Source organism: Alkalihalobacillus sp. R86527, assembly GCF_042466185.1.
GTDB lineage: Bacteria > Bacillota > Bacilli > Bacillales > Guptibacillaceae > Guptibacillus.
In genome coordinates this window covers 410,060-425,670 of the sequence record NZ_JAXHBW010000001.1, presented here as the reverse complement: position 1 = coordinate 425,670, position 15,611 = coordinate 410,060, and the positions used below count along the sequence as shown (strand labels likewise).

At 43.1% G+C, this 15,611-nt stretch carries 15 protein-coding genes; all 15 read right to left on the bottom strand.

Translation table 11 applies throughout. The features are described from left to right. Positions 1-23 precede the first annotated feature (23 nt). On the bottom strand, positions 24-1,685 hold the full coding sequence (locus SJY16_RS02280) for a sodium:solute symporter family protein (RefSeq protein ID WP_377887449.1): 1,662 nt from the start codon (positions 1,683-1,685) through the stop codon (positions 24-26). Positions 1,686-1,699: 14 nt separating this feature from the next. Further along, positions 1,700-1,999, bottom strand: a complete 300-nt coding sequence (locus tag SJY16_RS02275; RefSeq protein WP_377887448.1) for a DUF4212 domain-containing protein — start codon at positions 1,997-1,999, stop codon at positions 1,700-1,702. Positions 2,000-2,437: 438 nt separating this feature from the next. Beyond that, the gene (spoIIQ, locus tag SJY16_RS02270; protein WP_377887447.1) at positions 2,438-3,361 is read right to left on the bottom strand and encodes a stage II sporulation protein SpoIIQ; all 924 of its coding nucleotides are present in this window, start codon (positions 3,359-3,361) and stop codon (positions 2,438-2,440) included. A 168-nt stretch (positions 3,362-3,529) separates the two neighbouring features. Further along, positions 3,530-4,528 (bottom strand): stage II sporulation protein D, encoded by a 999-nt coding sequence (spoIID, locus tag SJY16_RS02265; protein ID WP_377887446.1) that lies wholly within the window; start codon positions 4,526-4,528, stop codon positions 3,530-3,532. A 161-nt stretch (positions 4,529-4,689) separates the two neighbouring features. After that, complete coding sequence (gene murA, locus SJY16_RS02260) at positions 4,690-6,012, bottom strand: UDP-N-acetylglucosamine 1-carboxyvinyltransferase (RefSeq protein ID WP_377887445.1); 1,323 nt, start codon at positions 6,010-6,012, stop codon at positions 4,690-4,692. Between the two features lie 29 nt (positions 6,013-6,041). Next, complete coding sequence (locus SJY16_RS02255; RefSeq protein WP_377887443.1) at positions 6,042-6,788, bottom strand: YwmB family TATA-box binding protein; 747 nt, start codon at positions 6,786-6,788, stop codon at positions 6,042-6,044. A 116-nt stretch (positions 6,789-6,904) separates the two neighbouring features. Continuing rightward, positions 6,905-7,138 carry a DUF1146 family protein gene (locus SJY16_RS02250; protein ID WP_270180361.1) on the bottom strand — a complete coding sequence of 78 codons (234 nt, stop codon included), beginning with the start codon at positions 7,136-7,138 and terminating at the stop codon, positions 6,905-6,907. 196 nt (positions 7,139-7,334) lie between these two features. Further along, a complete protein-coding gene (gene nuoN, locus SJY16_RS02245) occupies positions 7,335-8,861 on the bottom strand; it encodes an NADH-quinone oxidoreductase subunit NuoN (RefSeq protein WP_377887442.1) in 1,527 nt (508 codons plus the stop codon). 4 nt (positions 8,862-8,865) lie between these two features. Then, entirely contained in the window at positions 8,866-10,356 is a 1,491-nt protein-coding gene (locus SJY16_RS02240; RefSeq protein WP_377887441.1) for a complex I subunit 4 family protein, read from the bottom strand. Further along, positions 10,353-12,209, bottom strand: a complete 1,857-nt coding sequence (nuoL, locus tag SJY16_RS02235; protein WP_377887440.1) for an NADH-quinone oxidoreductase subunit L — start codon at positions 12,207-12,209, stop codon at positions 10,353-10,355. Before nuoL ends, SJY16_RS02240 begins: the two co-directional genes overlap by 4 nt. A 16-nt stretch (positions 12,210-12,225) precedes the next feature. After that, a complete protein-coding gene (gene nuoK / locus SJY16_RS02230) occupies positions 12,226-12,540 on the bottom strand; it encodes an NADH-quinone oxidoreductase subunit NuoK (protein ID WP_224884377.1) in 315 nt (104 codons plus the stop codon). Continuing rightward, on the bottom strand, positions 12,537-13,049 hold the full coding sequence (locus SJY16_RS02225) for an NADH-quinone oxidoreductase subunit J (protein WP_377887439.1): 513 nt from the start codon (positions 13,047-13,049) through the stop codon (positions 12,537-12,539). Before SJY16_RS02225 ends, nuoK begins: the two co-directional genes overlap by 4 nt. Further along, positions 13,046-13,465 carry an NADH-quinone oxidoreductase subunit NuoI gene (nuoI, locus tag SJY16_RS02220; protein ID WP_377887438.1) on the bottom strand — a complete coding sequence of 140 codons (420 nt, stop codon included), beginning with the start codon at positions 13,463-13,465 and terminating at the stop codon, positions 13,046-13,048. Before nuoI ends, SJY16_RS02225 begins: the two co-directional genes overlap by 4 nt. Positions 13,466-13,505: 40 nt before the next feature. Then, entirely contained in the window at positions 13,506-14,513 is a 1,008-nt protein-coding gene (gene nuoH / locus SJY16_RS02215) for an NADH-quinone oxidoreductase subunit NuoH (RefSeq protein ID WP_377887437.1), read from the bottom strand. Beyond that, entirely contained in the window at positions 14,510-15,610 is a 1,101-nt protein-coding gene (locus SJY16_RS02210; protein ID WP_377887436.1) for an NADH-quinone oxidoreductase subunit D, read from the bottom strand. Before SJY16_RS02210 ends, nuoH begins: the two co-directional genes overlap by 4 nt. Between the last annotated feature and the right edge of the window lies 1 nt (position 15,611).

The following is a 15,611-nucleotide window of genomic DNA, read 5'->3' as shown; positions in this document are numbered from 1 at the left end:
CCATTGTATCCGGGGCTACTTCTTTAAATGACTTCATCATCTTTCCATACTTCGCCATTTCGATACTTCAATTGTTCAGGGTAACGAAGATCTAGTACTTCTTCTTGTGTTTTCTGCGATGGCGGCTTTGTACTTAGTGAAACGAGAATATTGGTGAGGAAAGCTGCCGCAGCTCCAAATACTCCCGCTCCTGTGTCGATGATCCCAAAGACCGTCACCCCTCCAAATTTAGCTAGGAAGATATAAGTGAGGGTTACGAGCAGTCCTACAATCATCCCTGAAATAACGCCAGGCGCATTTCCACGTTTCCACCATACACCTAGAATCAGTGCCGGGAAGAACGTACCAGAGGCGAGTGCAAACGCCCAGGCTACAATTTGCGTAATAACGCCAGGAGGGTTCAAAGCCACAAGACCAGCTACAATCGTTGCGATCAAGATTGACCACCTTGCAACTGCCATTCTCTTCTTCTCAGACGCATTCGGATTAATGATCCGGAAGTAAATGTCATGTGAAAAAGAAGAAGAAATAGCCATAAGAAGGCCACCTGCTGTTGATAGGGCTGCTGCCATTGCACCAGCTGCCACAAGGCCAATGACGAAAATTCCAAGGTTTGCGATTTCTGGCGTGGCCATCACGACAATATCGTTGCTTATCGCGATTTCTTTCCACTGAAGAATCCCATCAGAGTTGGCATCTGCCATGCTGAGTAAACCAGTATTGATCCATTTCTCAGTCCACCCTGGGAGGTTATCAATCGGACTACCTGCGACTTGTTTCATCAAGATGAAACGTGAGAAAGCTGCGTATGCCGGAGCCGACAAGTAAAGTAAACCGATAAATAGAAGGGCCCACGCGCCACTCCATCGAGCTGCTTTCATCGTCGAAACCGTATAGAAGCGTACGATAACGTGAGGCAAGCCTGCTGTTCCTGCCATCAAACTAAACATCAATGCGAGGAACTGCCATTTAGAAGCAGTATCAAACGGCTTAAAATACTCTGAAATACCGAGTTCTCGATCCAGTGCGCCTAACTCAGACACGATGTTTCCATAACTTAACCACGGCAAGGGATTATTCGTAAGCTGAAGTGACATGAAGATAATTGGCACAAGATAGGCTATGATCAAAATGACATATTGAGCAACCTGCGTCCAGGTAATCCCCTTCATACCGCCCATCGTTGCATAAATTGCAATAATCACAACCCCAATCATGACGCCAACCTTTGCATCTACTTCAAATAATCTCCCGATCACGACCCCTGAACCAGCTAACTGTCCGATCGAGTATGTAAAACTAATGATGATTGTTGCGATGGCTGCGATAACTAGTGCTGTTTTGCTTTGAAAACGATCACCAATAAATTCTGGAACTGTATAGCGGCCAGATTTCCGAAGTTGAGGTGCTAATAGAAAAGTAAGGAGTAAATACCCACCTGTCCAGCCCATAATATAAGCTAATCCATCGTAACCAAGTACCATTACAGTTCCGGCTAAGCCGATGAATGAAGCTGCACTCATCCAATCCGCTCCAATCGCCATCCCATTGTAAATCGGTGGGACACCACGACCTGCTACAAAGAACTCTGACGTTTGCTTTGCTCTATTGTATACGGCTATCCCAATATACAACCCAAACGAGGCGATAATAAGTAGTAATGAAACTAGAAACTGTGAATCCATTCTTATCCTCCCTCTTATTGACTTAGTGTTTGTCCCTTAACATTCTTGCTCTTCTTCTCTACTAAATTGTACTTTTCATCTATTCGATCACATATGTAAGCGTTAACAAATAGTAGAATGATAAATATGACGATCGAACCTTGAGCACCCATAAAATAATGCAGCGGAAAACCATTAAACGTATACTGCGCTAGCGTTTCAGCGATCAAAACCATTCCGAAGGAAACAGTTAGCCAAATGATTAAGAGAACAGTGGTCAGTCGAAATCTAGCTTTTGTGTAAGCATCTGCCGTTTGTTTATCGATCTTCTTCACTATTCTTCCACCTCCAATTATTTTAAATTAAAAATAAGCTCTACAGTTTCTCCAAAACCTAGCGGAACTCTGGCAATCTCTACGATTAAATAAACACCCAATAAACCAATGGGCATAAGCAAAAATAGAGGTTTTCTTTTCCGGACAGTAATGACGATACTTATTAAAACCGCTATGATTAAGACATATAAAATTGTAGATTCTCCTTTCGTCTAAATAATCTGAATTTTTGTAAATTATATTTTTCATTATCATGCTAGAGAAACTATAAGTCAACACTTCTTTTCCACAAATCTTCCAATAATTCGCCCTATTCTTTAACGAAAGGACATAAAATTCCCTGCTATTTCCCGGGAAAGGTCGATTGCTGTTACATGATACTCTTCCATTATTTAATAGAACATAAAAAAGCCTCCGATCGCTCGGAGGCCCTGTTTCTTATTGAGAGTCTTTTGACCCTTTTTCATTGTTTGCGTTTGAGTCTTTCGAACCTTTTTCATCAGTTTCTTCTGCGTCTTTTGACCCTTTTTCATCTGCTTTATCCGCGTCTTTTTCAGCTTTCTCTTCTGCATCTTTCTCAGAATCTACTCCCTGATTACCTTCTGAAGCTGATGGATTTGTAACAGGGTTTCCAGCTTCTGAGTTATCACTCATTTCCTGTACTTCTACAGCAGAGGAAGGTTGATTAAAGACTTCAAGCGGATTAACTGGTGTTCCTTCTTTACGTACTTCGAAGTGTACATGCACGCCTGCATCCGTATCGAATGTGTTTGTTCCAGCTGTTCCTAACTTATCGCCTTGCTTCACTTTGTCGCCTTCAGCAACTTCAAGCTCATCAAGAGACTCATAAACAGTTACAACGCCATCATTATGTTCGATGTGTACGATATTACCAAGCAACTGATCTTTTTCTGCTTTCATAACTTTACCACTCATAGCAGCTACGACTTCAAAACTTGCACCATCATCTTTTGCATAGTCGATTCCTGAATTCTGGTAGTAGGTATTATTATAGAATACGAGAGCAGCTTTTTGTTCGTCAGTGCTAGCTTCAGCGTCGTAATATTGCTTTTGAACAAATACGCCACTATCTTCAGAAGCAGGTACTTTAAAGACTTCAGAATCACCAAGAACCGGGACAGACTTTTCGTCAGCATCAAAGGCACTTCTGTCAGAATCAATGTCACTCAAGTCACGGGGCTCTGCATTTTCTTGTCCACCTTGCATCCATAACACCGCTGTTAATACTAGTGCTGCGAACCCAAGATATACTGCTGGATAAATCCAACGCTTTCTAGCTAGCCTTTGCCATTTAGAAGCACTTTTTTCAATAGGATGAGATTTTTTGTTTTCATCTCCCATTTATCATCACCTCAGCAATCATTCTTGTCAGGTTACAAGGTTTCTATACACATTACAGAAAAAATATCTATTTATTTTTCGACAAGAGGGTTATTTTTATGCATTTGGTTTCAGTTTCCTTAAAAAAACGCATATCGAACAAGCAAAAAAGCCGCATCGCTGCGACTTTTATCGTTGTGCTGTTAAATTTTCCACATAGCGCCCCATCTCACTGATCGCCACGCCTTTATAATAGTGTTTCACGATTTCATCGTAAGCTTTCCCTTCTTCAGCCATCCCGTTCGCCCCGTACTGGCTCATACCTACTCCATGCCCATAACCTTTTGTTGTTACGGATATTCTGTCTCCATTCCGCTCCCAGGTGAAGTCTGAAGATCTTAAGCCTAAGAGGTCTCTTATTTCCCTACCGGAAAACGATTTACCAGCTACTTCAACCACACCTACTCGTTTCCCTGTTGTTAAGTTTTTTATGGAGCCGATCGATCCATCTGCAGGAAGCGTTATGCCGAGCTTTTGTTCAAACTCACTTGTTGAGAAAGACACTTGATCGGAGTATTTTGGAGATTGCTTATCCCATGGACTTTCTACACTACGCAAATATGGGGCTGCGTTTTCCCAGTAGTCCTCCGAATTCTCCGTGTATCCATTACTCGTTGAGAAAAAAGAAGCGTAGATCGGGTTTCCTTCATACGTTAAGATCTGACCGGTTGTTTCCTCAACAGCCTTCTCGATCTTTGCGTATTTCGTCTCGAATTCTGCCCCCCAGGCTTCCTTCAGCTGATCATTGTCTTTAAACACCTGGTGCTGAATGGTATCTGTCACGATTGCGTTACCTGGTAGCTTCTCAGTTGGATTTGCTAGCCGTGTGACTACGAACGTTCTTGCTGTTAATGCCTGGGCCTTCAACGCTTCCATATTGAATTCTGCTGGCATTTCAGCCGCTACAACGCCTTTTACATATTCTTCGATAGGAACGTTTACGGTCTTTTCAAGCTGAGCTCGATAGACAGGAACATCGACAGTCTTCGTAGGTATCGTTTTGTCTTTAACGTTCGCTTGAGTTGCCACAGGTGGTTCTCCAGTAGCCCCATAAGGTAGGACTAAAACAGATGGTAGAAGAATAATAATGCCGGCAAACAATACAAGTGTCGTAAGGATTTTTCTCATTCGCATGCCCCCGTCATTTAAATGTATCTCCACTAACACCTTATGGAAGAGGACAACCATTTAGAACAGAAACGATGGCTACATTAAAACGGCTTCTCGTCTGCTATACACATTTCTACACAACAAAAAAACCGTAGCTCATCGCTACGGTTTTCATTACTCTATGCTAATTTCGGTTTAACATCCGTCTCTTCGACTACAGCTTCAGAAGCATTTTCAGCTTCGTCAAGGTTAACGCGTTCCACGTCAGCGCCAAGAGCCGCAAGCTTCTCAGCAAAGTTAACATATCCGCGATCTAAGTGCTTGAGTTCATCTACTCGCGTATAGCCGTCTGCAACTAGACCAGCTAAGATAAGAGCAGCTCCAGCACGGAGGTCGGTCGCTGATACTTCAGCACCTTGTAACTTTGAAGGACCTTCGATAATAGCAGCACGACCCTCGATTTTAATGTTTCCATTCATGCGACGAAATTCTTCTACGTGCATGAAGCGATTTTCAAATACTGTCTCCGTGATCACACTTGTACCCTTTGCTTGAAGCAAAAGTGCCATCATCTGTGACTGCATATCTGTAGGGAAACCAGGGTGTGGCATTGTTTTGAGATCTACTGGTTTCAACGTTTCAGGACCGATAACTCTTAGTCCATCACCTTCTTCAATAATCTCTACGCCCATTTCTTCCATCTTAGAAATAAGAGGTCTCATGTGCTCAGAAACAGCGTTTTCTACAAGAACGTTACCGCCTGTAATCGCAGATGCTACCATAAAAGTACCTGCTTCGATGCGATCTGGAATAACAGTGTGTTCAGCACCGTATAACTTCTCGACACCGTCGATTCGAATTGTTCCTGTACCTGCGCCACGTACTTTCGCACCCATTGCATTTAGATAATTCGCTAGACAGACGATTTCAGGCTCTTGAGCAACGTTTTCTAAGACCGTTGTACCTTCAGCAAGAACAGCTGCCATCATAATGTTTTCTGTAGCTCCAACACTTGGGAAGTCAAGGTAAATCTTTGCGCCTTGAAGTCTTCCTTTAATAGAAGCTTCGATAAATCCGTTTCCGATTTGAACCTCAGCACCCATTGCTTCAAATCCTTTGAGGTGCTGATCGATCGGTCTAGATCCGATTGCACAACCACCAGGAAGTGCGATGCGGGCATGACCCACGCGGGCCAATAATGGTCCCATCACTAGAAATGAAGCTCTCATTTTGCGTACTGCTTCAAAAGGTGCTTCTGTTTTTAGTGGTTTTGTTGCATCTACATGAATCGTATTTCCATTTATCTCTGACTCAACGTTCAGATAACTTAATACTTCGCTAATCGTGTGTACATCTGATAAGGCCGGCACATCCTTTAACGTGCTCGTGCCTTCATGTGCTAAAACAGATGCTGTGATGACGGGCAAGACTGCATTCTTAGCTCCCTCGACTCTGACAGAGCCAGTCAGTCTCCTGCCACCTCGGACGATGATTTTTTCCAACGTATTCCCCTCCGCGTCCAATTTGTATATTAATATTCAGTCGTAATTATCGGTGTGCCAATTGTGACGGTAGTTGCGCCGCCCAATCCTGTATCTCTTAATGCTATTTGTAAATTCATTCTCTGGTTGTTCGTTGTAATATTAGCTTTCCACTTCTTATGGTATGCGGAAAGTGATACAAACGTCTCTTCATTGACTGCTTCAACTTTCGAGGCTTGAAAATCGTTTAAAAGCTTGTCCGCCTCTTTGTACAAAACAATGTTCATTTTATCATCTTTTACCCCTTTAAAACAAGTGAAGTCAGGGGCATCTTCATGGAAAAATTGTGACTTTTGTGACTTAAAGTGTTCGTAAGCTGTTCGCCATTCCTCCTGGTGAAATCCGGAGACTTCCATTTTATAAATAAGATAAGAGCTGTTACGACCATTCTCCGGATAAGTAATCAGGGTCAGTGTGTCTTTGATCCCTTTCTTAGAATCCAGTTTTGTGCCAATGACCTTCACAATACCGTCGTGCTCATCCTTTTCAGTCCATTTGTAGCCTGGTGAAAGGTCTTGAAGCTCCGACGTAGTTAGTCTCTTCCCTGAGCTATTACTTTTAAAACCCATTTTTTCTTTTGTGTGAAGGGACCAACTTTTAATCGTGACATCATTGTCTATTAAAATGTTCGCAATCTCGGCTGTCTTTACTTCCGTATCTTCTTCAAACGTTACTGATGTACCATTCGAGAAACTTCCAAGAAGCATCGCTGAAAGTAAACCGATCATTAGCTTCATCTTAAACCCTCTCCCCGTTCCGGTCTCTTACTTTCATTGTGACCATAGAGAGCGAGCGCATACATGGAATTTGTAGTCATTAACCGACAAATTCCATTTTGCTATCGTGAAGCTAGTTAGAATAAGTATTTTAGGCGGATGGACCAGTTGTAGTAATCAAGAAAGAAGCTGCTAGTGAGGGAACCGATGCTAATGGTCAGGAGTATCATGAGGACTTTGGCTTGTGGACTATTCGGCTTCTTAACAAATACATCGAAGCGAACAGTTTGCAGCGCCCACCAAGTGATTAATAAAAACACCAGATGAATAAAAATCGAAAAAATCGATTGCTGCGCAAGTGCTTCTGTCATCTTTTTACCCCCTCTCCATTGCACACTTGTACCAATTTCTATTTGCTAATTATAAAAGATATTCTACTTAATGAATATCGGACTTTAACCCCATAATTATAAGCAATAAACTTCATTTTACCATCAATTTCGACAATAATTTTATTTTTTCCTAAATCACAACAAAAAAACCGCAATCCCTGTGAGACTGCGGTACCTATTGATTAAACATTTCCATGAAATGAAAGTAGTCCTGTATAAAAGTTAAAGCCGTCGAAGGGAATATCCCGACTACAAGTGTGGCTGTCGCTGTGATCGTTAGAACAGCCGTGATGCCTGATGAAATAGTGATCGGTTTTTTATCTGTTGGCCTGAAATAAATTTGAACGAGTAGCCCAAAATAATATACGTATGAAAGAACGGTTCCAATAAGCATTGCTCCTGTTAAAAAATATCGCTTCGGTTCTGTTCCAAGAGCGCTCATGAATATTTCAAACTTCCCTATGAACCCTGCAGTAAACGGGATGCCTGCAAGAGACAAAAGAAAGATTGTCATGGCGATTGCGATGAATGGGGAACGTCGAAACATCCCTGCAAACGAAGCGATCGTCACATCTTCTTTTTCTTTCGTTACAGCATGTATGACCGCAAAAGCACCAATATTCATTAAGAGATAAGCCATTAAATAAAACCATATCACTTCAAAAACCATTTCCGATAACGCCGCAAACGGAATAAGGATATACCCTGCGTGCGCGATACTCGAGTAGGCAAAAAGCCGTTTAGCATTCAGCTGTCTAAGCGCGATAAGATTTCCTATTAAAATCGTTAGAATCGCTATAATCCCTATATAAGGTCGGACGGATACGAGTAACGACTCATAACTCATTCCATCTGGTGTAATGACCTTTCCTGTCCCTGGTGCGAAAACAAACGGAACCATAAGCACTCGAAGGATGATCGCAAATCCAGCTGTTTTTGATACTACGCTTAGAAAAGCTGTGATCGGGGTTTCAGCTCCCTGGTAGACGTCAGGTGCCCACATATGAAAAGGCGCTGCTGCAATTTTGAATACCAGTCCGATAAAAATCATTAGGAAAGCAAAAACGACGAGAAAACGATTCTCTGCCACAATGTCTCCAGCCATTGCTGACTGAATCGCATATAGATTCGTTTCTCCTGAAAGACCATACACATAGCTCATCCCGAATAGTGTGATTGCGGTGGCAATCCCTCCATTTACGAGGTATTTAAATGCAGCTTCGTTTGCGAAATGATTCGTTTTTCTTATCCCTACTAGTATATAAGAAGATAAGCTCAATAGCTCAAGACCAACAAATAAGGTGATAAGATCAGCGCTCGAAGCCATCATCATCCCGCCGAGAAGCGCAGTTAAAATAAGATAGTAGTATTCACCCCTCACGTGCTCTAGATCATCGGCAGCTGGAAGCCCAAGCAAGAGTACGAAACCAGTTCCAACCAGCATCAAGAGCTTAAATGCTTTCGCAAAGGAGTCTAGACGGAACGTTTCATTCAGGATTGAAACAACGCCATTGTCGAACTGCAGAAAGAGAAAGGTCGTTGCCAATCCAACTCCTGCAAGGGCGAACCATACGAGTATCGTACGGTTTTTCTCCTTATTCATAAACAGATCGATCAGGGAGAGTGCTACAGCAGTAATTAGGATGATAAATTCAGGCATCATACTATCCCAATTGAATTGCATCAATGTCGACATATCCATATCTCTAACCCCCTATCCCAATCGTTCTCAGTGTGCTAGACAAGATTCCTGGGTAAACGCCGATCCAGATAATCATGATGAGTAAGACCGCTGAAGGAACGAGTTCAGTCACCGTGAGATCTGCCTTTCGATCAAACGATGGTCGCCTTTCACCAAAGGTTACAGCGAGAACTGCTCGTAATATATAAACAGCCGTTAAAATAATTCCTATTACTCCGATTACACCGATCACAGGCATCGCTTCAAACACACCTAGGAATGCTAGAAACTCACTAATGAAGCCGCTCATACCTGGTAAACCCAGTGATGCAAGTCCTGCTGCTAAAAAGAACCCAGCAAATAACGGCGTCTGACTCGCAATTCCCCCAAGCTCATCGAGTCTTGTTGTTCCAAAACGATCTACGATGACACCAATTAGGAGGAAGAGTAGCGCTGCGATAAGTCCATGTGAGATGGTTTGAAAAATCGCCCCCTGTACGCCTGCTGTATTGAATGAAGCCAAACCAAGCAACACGATTCCCATGTGAGATATGGAAGAGTAAGCAAGTAACGCACGGAGTTCAGTTTGGACGAAAGCGATGAATGCGCCATATAGAAGGTTGATCAGTCCAAGTATGGCGAGAACCACCGCCATGTCCTGAAGCTGTTCTGGAAAGAAACCACCTCCAAAGCGAATCAATCCATATGCCCCTATCTTCAGTAGAACACCTGCATGAATCATGACGACTGCTATCGGCGCTTCTACGTGTACGCGTACCATCCAAGAATGAAGGGGAACGATCGGTAGTTTTGTGCCAAATGCAAGAACGAGTAGAACCAATAGCCACATTCTCGCGTCATACGAGAGATATTCAAGTGAATCCGTATCTTTCAACATGACAGTAAGTTCTGTAATGTTCGTTGTATGCATCTCAACGAAAAGTGTAATGATCACGACAAGAAGCAAGATAGACCCAATTCCATTGTAGATTAAGAATGAGAAGGCAGCTCGTTCCTTGTGAAACCCTCCCCACCTTCCAAGAAGTAAGAAAGTCGAGACAAGAGTAATCTCAAAAAACAAGAAAAAGAGGAACAAGTTTTCACTAGAAAAAACGCCAAGTATGCCAAGTTCAAGCGCCAAGAAAAGAATAAAGAATCCTTTCACACCATCCTTCATTCGATGCGCTGTAAAAGAAGCAAGAAACGTGATGAGTGACGTTAGAAACAAAAACAAGAGAGATAATCCAGTGACGCCTAGCTCATAAGCAATGATATATGGCTCGTTCGGACTAATCGATGTCATCAATTCAAACCATGTAAGAGACTGTTTGAGCTGGACCCCTTCGATGCCTCGGTCAAATAACGAGAACACGATGACGGTAAGAAGAAGTGGTAATAAGGTAGATACCGTACCGATCCATTTTATTGAGTGGTTTTTTGGAGACACGAAGCAAAGTAATACGATTCCTAGGAGAGGCGAGAATACGATCAATGTAAGTAAATATGACTCGGTCATTGGAAATACCCCCCTAATGCCGCGATAACGAGCAGAACAATTACGAGACCCGAGAATGCGACGGCACCATAGGTCTGCACCTGTCCAGATTGAACTTTCACACCTGTTTTGCTGAGTTGTGTCACGACTCCCCTCACTGCTGCAGCTGCTCCTTCTACAATGAAGCGATCAAAATAGCTCCAGAAGTAGCTGAAAACAAAAAGTCCTCTAACAAAAACAGCATCGTAAATTTCATCTATATAATATTTTCGATACAAAACCTGATGTATTTCTTTCAGCGATCCATATAGCCAATTTCGAGGAACACTTTGTTTCGCATACATCAACCAAGCAAGAGCGATCCCTCCTATAGACAAGGCACTTGCAAGAATCGGAATCCAGAACGGCGCTTCGATCGCACGGAATACAACCGGATAAGGTGTCGTTTCGAGCCAATCACCAAGAAACGTGCCGAACCAGTGTGTCTGGATGAATCCTGAAAGAACCGCGAGACCGGCAAGTACCGCCATTGGAATAAGCATCGTCCGCGGTGATTCTTTTGCCTCCCCTTTCTCTTCTCCAGCAAAAACAAGAAAATAAAGACGGAACATATATAAAGCGGTGAGAAACGCAGTAAGGAGAGCTAAACCGAACAAAATATAGCGCTCATCTGTAAAAGCAGAAGCAAGGATTTCATCTTTGCTAAAGAACCCTGAGAAAAGCGGAAAGCCAGATAGCGCTAAACTCCCAAGAAGAAAAAGAAGTGCTGTTCCTTTTATCTTTTTACCGAGACCACCTAATTTTAGAATGTTCTGCTCATGTGCTGCATGAATAACGCTCCCTGCCGCAAGAAAAAGCAATGCTTTGAAGAACGCGTGAGTGGTGAGGTGGAAGATTGCTGCTGTATAACCAGCCGTTCCAAGAGCTAACATCATATAACCAAGCTGACTGATTGTTGAGTATGCTAAAATTCGTTTGATATCGTTTTGAACGAGCGCAATGGTGGCTGCAAAGATCGCTGTACCTCCACCCGTAATGGCAACAGTCGTCATCGCAACCTCTGAAGCTATGAATAGAGGGAACATCACGGCAACAAGATAGACACCAGCCGCTACCATCGTTGCAGCATGAATGAGAGCAGATACCGGTGTCGGACCTTCCATTGCATCCGGTAACCATGTATGCAGTGGAAATTGTCCGGATTTCCCAACCGCACCTATGAAAATAAGGATGGCTGTTATGGTGATCATCGTTGGCGTTATATCACCAGATGCCGCTGCAGCGAAAATGCCGTCTAACTCAAGCGTACCGGTTTGCCAGTACAGTAGGAAGATTGCAACAAGCAAACCTACGTCCCCGATTCTCGTTACGATGAAGGCTTTCTTAGCTGCCGCCTTTGCTTCAGGCTTATAAAAATAAAAACCTACTAAAAGGAAAGAACATACTCCTACGAGCTCCCAGAAGAAATAAATTTGAAGAAGATTTGGCGACAAAACGAGCGCTGTCATCGAAAAAGTGAAAAGTCCTAAATAGCCAAAAAACGTTGCGATCCGCTCGTCATCCTCCATGTAACCGATCGAATACATATGTACCAGAAAACTAACGAGGGTCACGATGACAAGCATGAGCGCATTCAACGGATTCACTTCTAATCCGACAGTTAGTGTAAGAGCATCAATCGATAACCAGTTGCCTTCTATCAGGTAATTTCCTGTTTGAAAATGACTAAAGAGAACAACGAGTGAACCAACAAAAGCAGCGCCAGAAAACAGGGTACCAACGATGCCAGCTTTTTTATAAATGACCGGCCTGGTAAACAAAATGATTAGAAAGGACAGAAGTGGCAGAACCGGAATCAACCAGACATAACCCATTTATAACCCCCCTTTGCTACTTTTTTAATGTATTCATTTCATCGACGTTAACCGTCCCCCTATTGCGGTAGAGAGCGATAAGAATAGCAAGACCAACTGCTGCTTCTGCAGCTGCGACCGTAATCGTGAACAGCGAGAATACCTGCCCTCGAATGGAAGCACCTACACCGTATTTTGCAAACGCAACAAGGTTGATGTTCACGGCGTTCAACATGAGCTCAATTGAAATCAGAACGATAACGGCATTCCGTTTTGTCAGAGCACCATAAAGCCCCATACAGAAAAGTAATAATGCCGTAACTAGATAGGCAGAAAGCGGTATTGAACTCATGATCCCTCTCCCTCCTTCGCATCGTCCCTTTTTGCGAGGATTACCGCTCCGACGAGCGCGACGAGTAATACGACTGACACTAGTTCAAAAGGAATAACATAATCTGTGAAAAGCATGATCCCAATTTGCTCTGTATTATTTTCATGAAGAGTTGTCGCTTCGCTTCCAAGCGATAGATTTCGTATTGCGGAAAACATGATTAAGAAGAAAAGGGTTATACCAGAAAGGACAATTCCTTTCTTTGCAAAGCTTGTTTTCCTCTCTTCATCTGTATGCTTCGTGAGCATGATGCCAAATAGCATAATGATGGTGATCGCTCCTGAATAAATTAGAATTTGGACAACAGCTACAAACTCCGCTGCTAGCATCACGTAAAGCCCCGCGATTCCGAGAAACGTTAGAACAAGCGCCATCACCATATGAACGACCTTTGATAGGTTCAGCATGAAGAGAGCACCTGAAATCGTAATGAGAAAGAGGATGACAAAGACGATCAGTTCTCCGTTCATACTTTGTTTTCCTTTCTCAAGTTCGTATCGTTTTCATCTAGCCACTCCAGGTTCTTAAACAGATCGTCTCTACTATATGAAGCCAGCTCGAAATTATTGGTCATGATGATCGCCTCTGTAGGACACACCTCGGTGCAAAGATCACATAGTATACAGATTTCAAAATTAATATCGTACGTATCGATAATCTTTCCTTTTTTCGAAGGATCTGGATGACGTTTTCCAGTTAATGTGATGCAATCCGTCGGGCAGATCGCTGCACACTGGTTACAGACGATGCATTTCTCTGGATAAAATTTCTGAATGCCTCGAAAGCGATCTGGCATTTCGAGCGGTTTTTCTGGATAGCCATACGTTACTTTTTCTTTTGTTAGGTTCTTAAGGGTGTAAGCTAACCCTTTCGCTAGTCCTCGCATGTTTTGCTTCCTCCCTTTTTAAACCGGATCTGTCCCCTATTTAAAATGAACGGAATAGTTCGATCAAAATGGTCGTAATAAAGATGTTAGCCAACGCCAGTGGAAGGAGAACCTTCCATCCGAATGACATTAATTGATCTGCTCTTAGACGTGGGAATGTTGCTCTAATCCAGATCATGACGAACACGATCGAAATGAACTTTAGAGCAAACCAGACGAATCCAGGTACAAAATCTAAGAACGGGATCGCCTGCCACCCTCCAAGAAAAAGAATCGTTGTTAGCGAAGCCATGGCAAAGAGATATACATATTCAGCAAGCATGAAGAATGCAAATCTGAATCCTGAATATTCTACGTGGTAACCTGCAACGAGTTCTGACTCCGCTTCTGGCAAATCGAATGGCGTTCGATTTAACTCAGCTACAGAAGCGATTAGAAAGATCAGAAACGCTAGCGGTTGCTTAATGATGAACGCCACATTTTCTTGAGCCATGATGATATCATTCAAATTTAATGAACCTGTAAGTAAGACAATTCCTATGACACTCATAACGAGCGGGATTTCATAGGAAATCATTTGAGCCGCTGAACGCATGCTTCCTAATAATGCGTATTTATTGTTCGAGGCCCACCCACCAGCTAGAATCCCGATCGTTGAGATTCCCGAAACTGCAATATAGTAAAGCAATCCCACTCCAATATTGGCGAACGAAATCTGTTCCGTAAAAGGTAGTACCGCGATAACAATAAAAGCAGGTGCAAATGCGATGACAGGTGCAATGATAAATAGCGGACGATCTGCATCTCTTGGGATAAGATCTTCTTTCAGCAATAGTTTCAGAACATCTGCAACGGTCTGAAGGAGACCGAAACGCCCTCCGACTCTATTTGGGCCGTGCCTTAACTGCATAAAACCAAGCACTTTCCGCTCTGCCAAAATCGCATAAGTAACGAAACCTAGCACGACCATCAGCATAGCTGCGCCAGCAAGGAAGAATCCTCCTGTTTGCCAATATCCTGGTGTGGAAGTGAGCCATTCACTCATCAACCATCCACCTCCCCAAGAACGATATCGATGCCTCCTAAAATTGTGATTAAGTTTGAAATGTTTTCTCCTTCGAGAAGTTCCGGAAGGATTTGTAGATTATAAAAGGACGGACGGCGGAACTTTAGTCGATAAGGCTCCTTTTTCCCTTTGGATGCTATGTAACAGCCGATTTCTCCGCGGGGAGATTCGATTCTAACGTATGTTTCACCAGCAGGAGGCTTAATGATCCTTGGCACCTTCGCCATAATCGCCCCTTCTTCAGGAATTTGAGCAGCGGCCTGCTCCACAATCTTTAGCGCTTCTTCAATCTCAGCCATTCGGCAATTGTATCGCGACATTGCATCTCCTTCGTGGAAGACAGGAACGTCGAAGGTGAACTTTTCATAGATGGAGTATGGCTCATTCTTCCTAAGATCCCAGTCAACACCTGTACAACGCAAGTTCGCTCCACTAAGAGAATAAGAGAGTGCTGTTTCTCTTGAATAACCCCCTACCCCTTTTAAGCGTGCCATGAAGATTTCGTTACCTGTAACGAGATCGTGATAACCTGCCAGCTCCTCCCTCATATATGGTACAAACTCTCGTACCTTTGTAAGCCATCCTTCTGGCGCATCCCACTTTACTCCGCCTACTCTCATATAGTTAAAGGTCAGGCGCCCTCCAGATATTTCATTCAGCAGATTAATAATGATTTCTCGCTCTCGAAACGCATAGAGGAAGGGGCTCATCGCTCCAATATCAAGTAGGTATGTTCCGAACCATACAAGATGACTCGCTATTCTCCCAAGCTCCATGACGATCACTCTCAAATACTCAGCACGTTCAGGAAGCTCCATCGCCATCATCGTCTCTACAGCGTGGCAAAGGATATAATTATTCGTCATCGCAGCCAGGTAATCCATTCGATCTGTATATGGAATAATCTGTGTGTATTGTAGGTTTTCAGCAATCTTTTCAGTTCCCCTGTGAAGGTATCCGATTACAGGTGTCGCTTCTTTGATCACTTCACCATCAATCTTGAGGACGATGCGAAACACACCATGTGTACTGGGGTGCTGCGGTCCTACATTCAAAAGCATTTCCTCAGTACGAATCATC

Bases quoted from the DNA above. Each gene is read 5' to 3' on its own strand.
- SJY16_RS02280 (WP_377887449.1), bottom strand. From the start codon at position 1,685: ATGGATTCACAGTTTCTAGTTTCATTACTACTTATTATCGCCTCGTTT.
- spoIIQ (WP_377887447.1), bottom strand. From the start codon at position 3,361: ATGGGAGATGAAAACAAAAAATCTCATCCTATTGAAAAAAGTGCTTCT.
- spoIID (WP_377887446.1), bottom strand. From the start codon at position 4,528: ATGAGAAAAATCCTTACGACACTTGTATTGTTTGCCGGCATTATTATT.
- SJY16_RS02255 (WP_377887443.1), bottom strand. From the start codon at position 6,788: ATGAAGCTAATGATCGGTTTACTTTCAGCGATGCTTCTTGGAAGTTTC.
- SJY16_RS02250 (WP_270180361.1), bottom strand. From the start codon at position 7,138: ATGACAGAAGCACTTGCGCAGCAATCGATTTTTTCGATTTTTATTCAT.
- nuoN (WP_377887442.1), bottom strand. From the start codon at position 8,861: ATGGATATGTCGACATTGATGCAATTCAATTGGGATAGTATGATGCCT.
- SJY16_RS02240 (WP_377887441.1), bottom strand. From the start codon at position 10,356: ATGACCGAGTCATATTTACTTACATTGATCGTATTCTCGCCTCTCCTA.
- nuoL (WP_377887440.1), bottom strand. From the start codon at position 12,209: ATGGGTTATGTCTGGTTGATTCCGGTTCTGCCACTTCTGTCCTTTCTA.
- nuoK (WP_224884377.1), bottom strand. From the start codon at position 12,540: ATGAGTTCAATACCGCTTTCTGCCTATCTAGTTACGGCATTATTACTT.
- SJY16_RS02225 (WP_377887439.1), bottom strand. From the start codon at position 13,049: ATGAACGGAGAACTGATCGTCTTTGTCATCCTCTTTCTCATTACGATT.
- nuoI (WP_377887438.1), bottom strand. From the start codon at position 13,465: ATGCGAGGACTAGCGAAAGGGTTAGCTTACACCCTTAAGAACCTAACA.
- SJY16_RS02210 (WP_377887436.1), bottom strand. From the start codon at position 15,610: ATGATTCGTACTGAGGAAATGCTTTTGAATGTAGGACCGCAGCACCCC.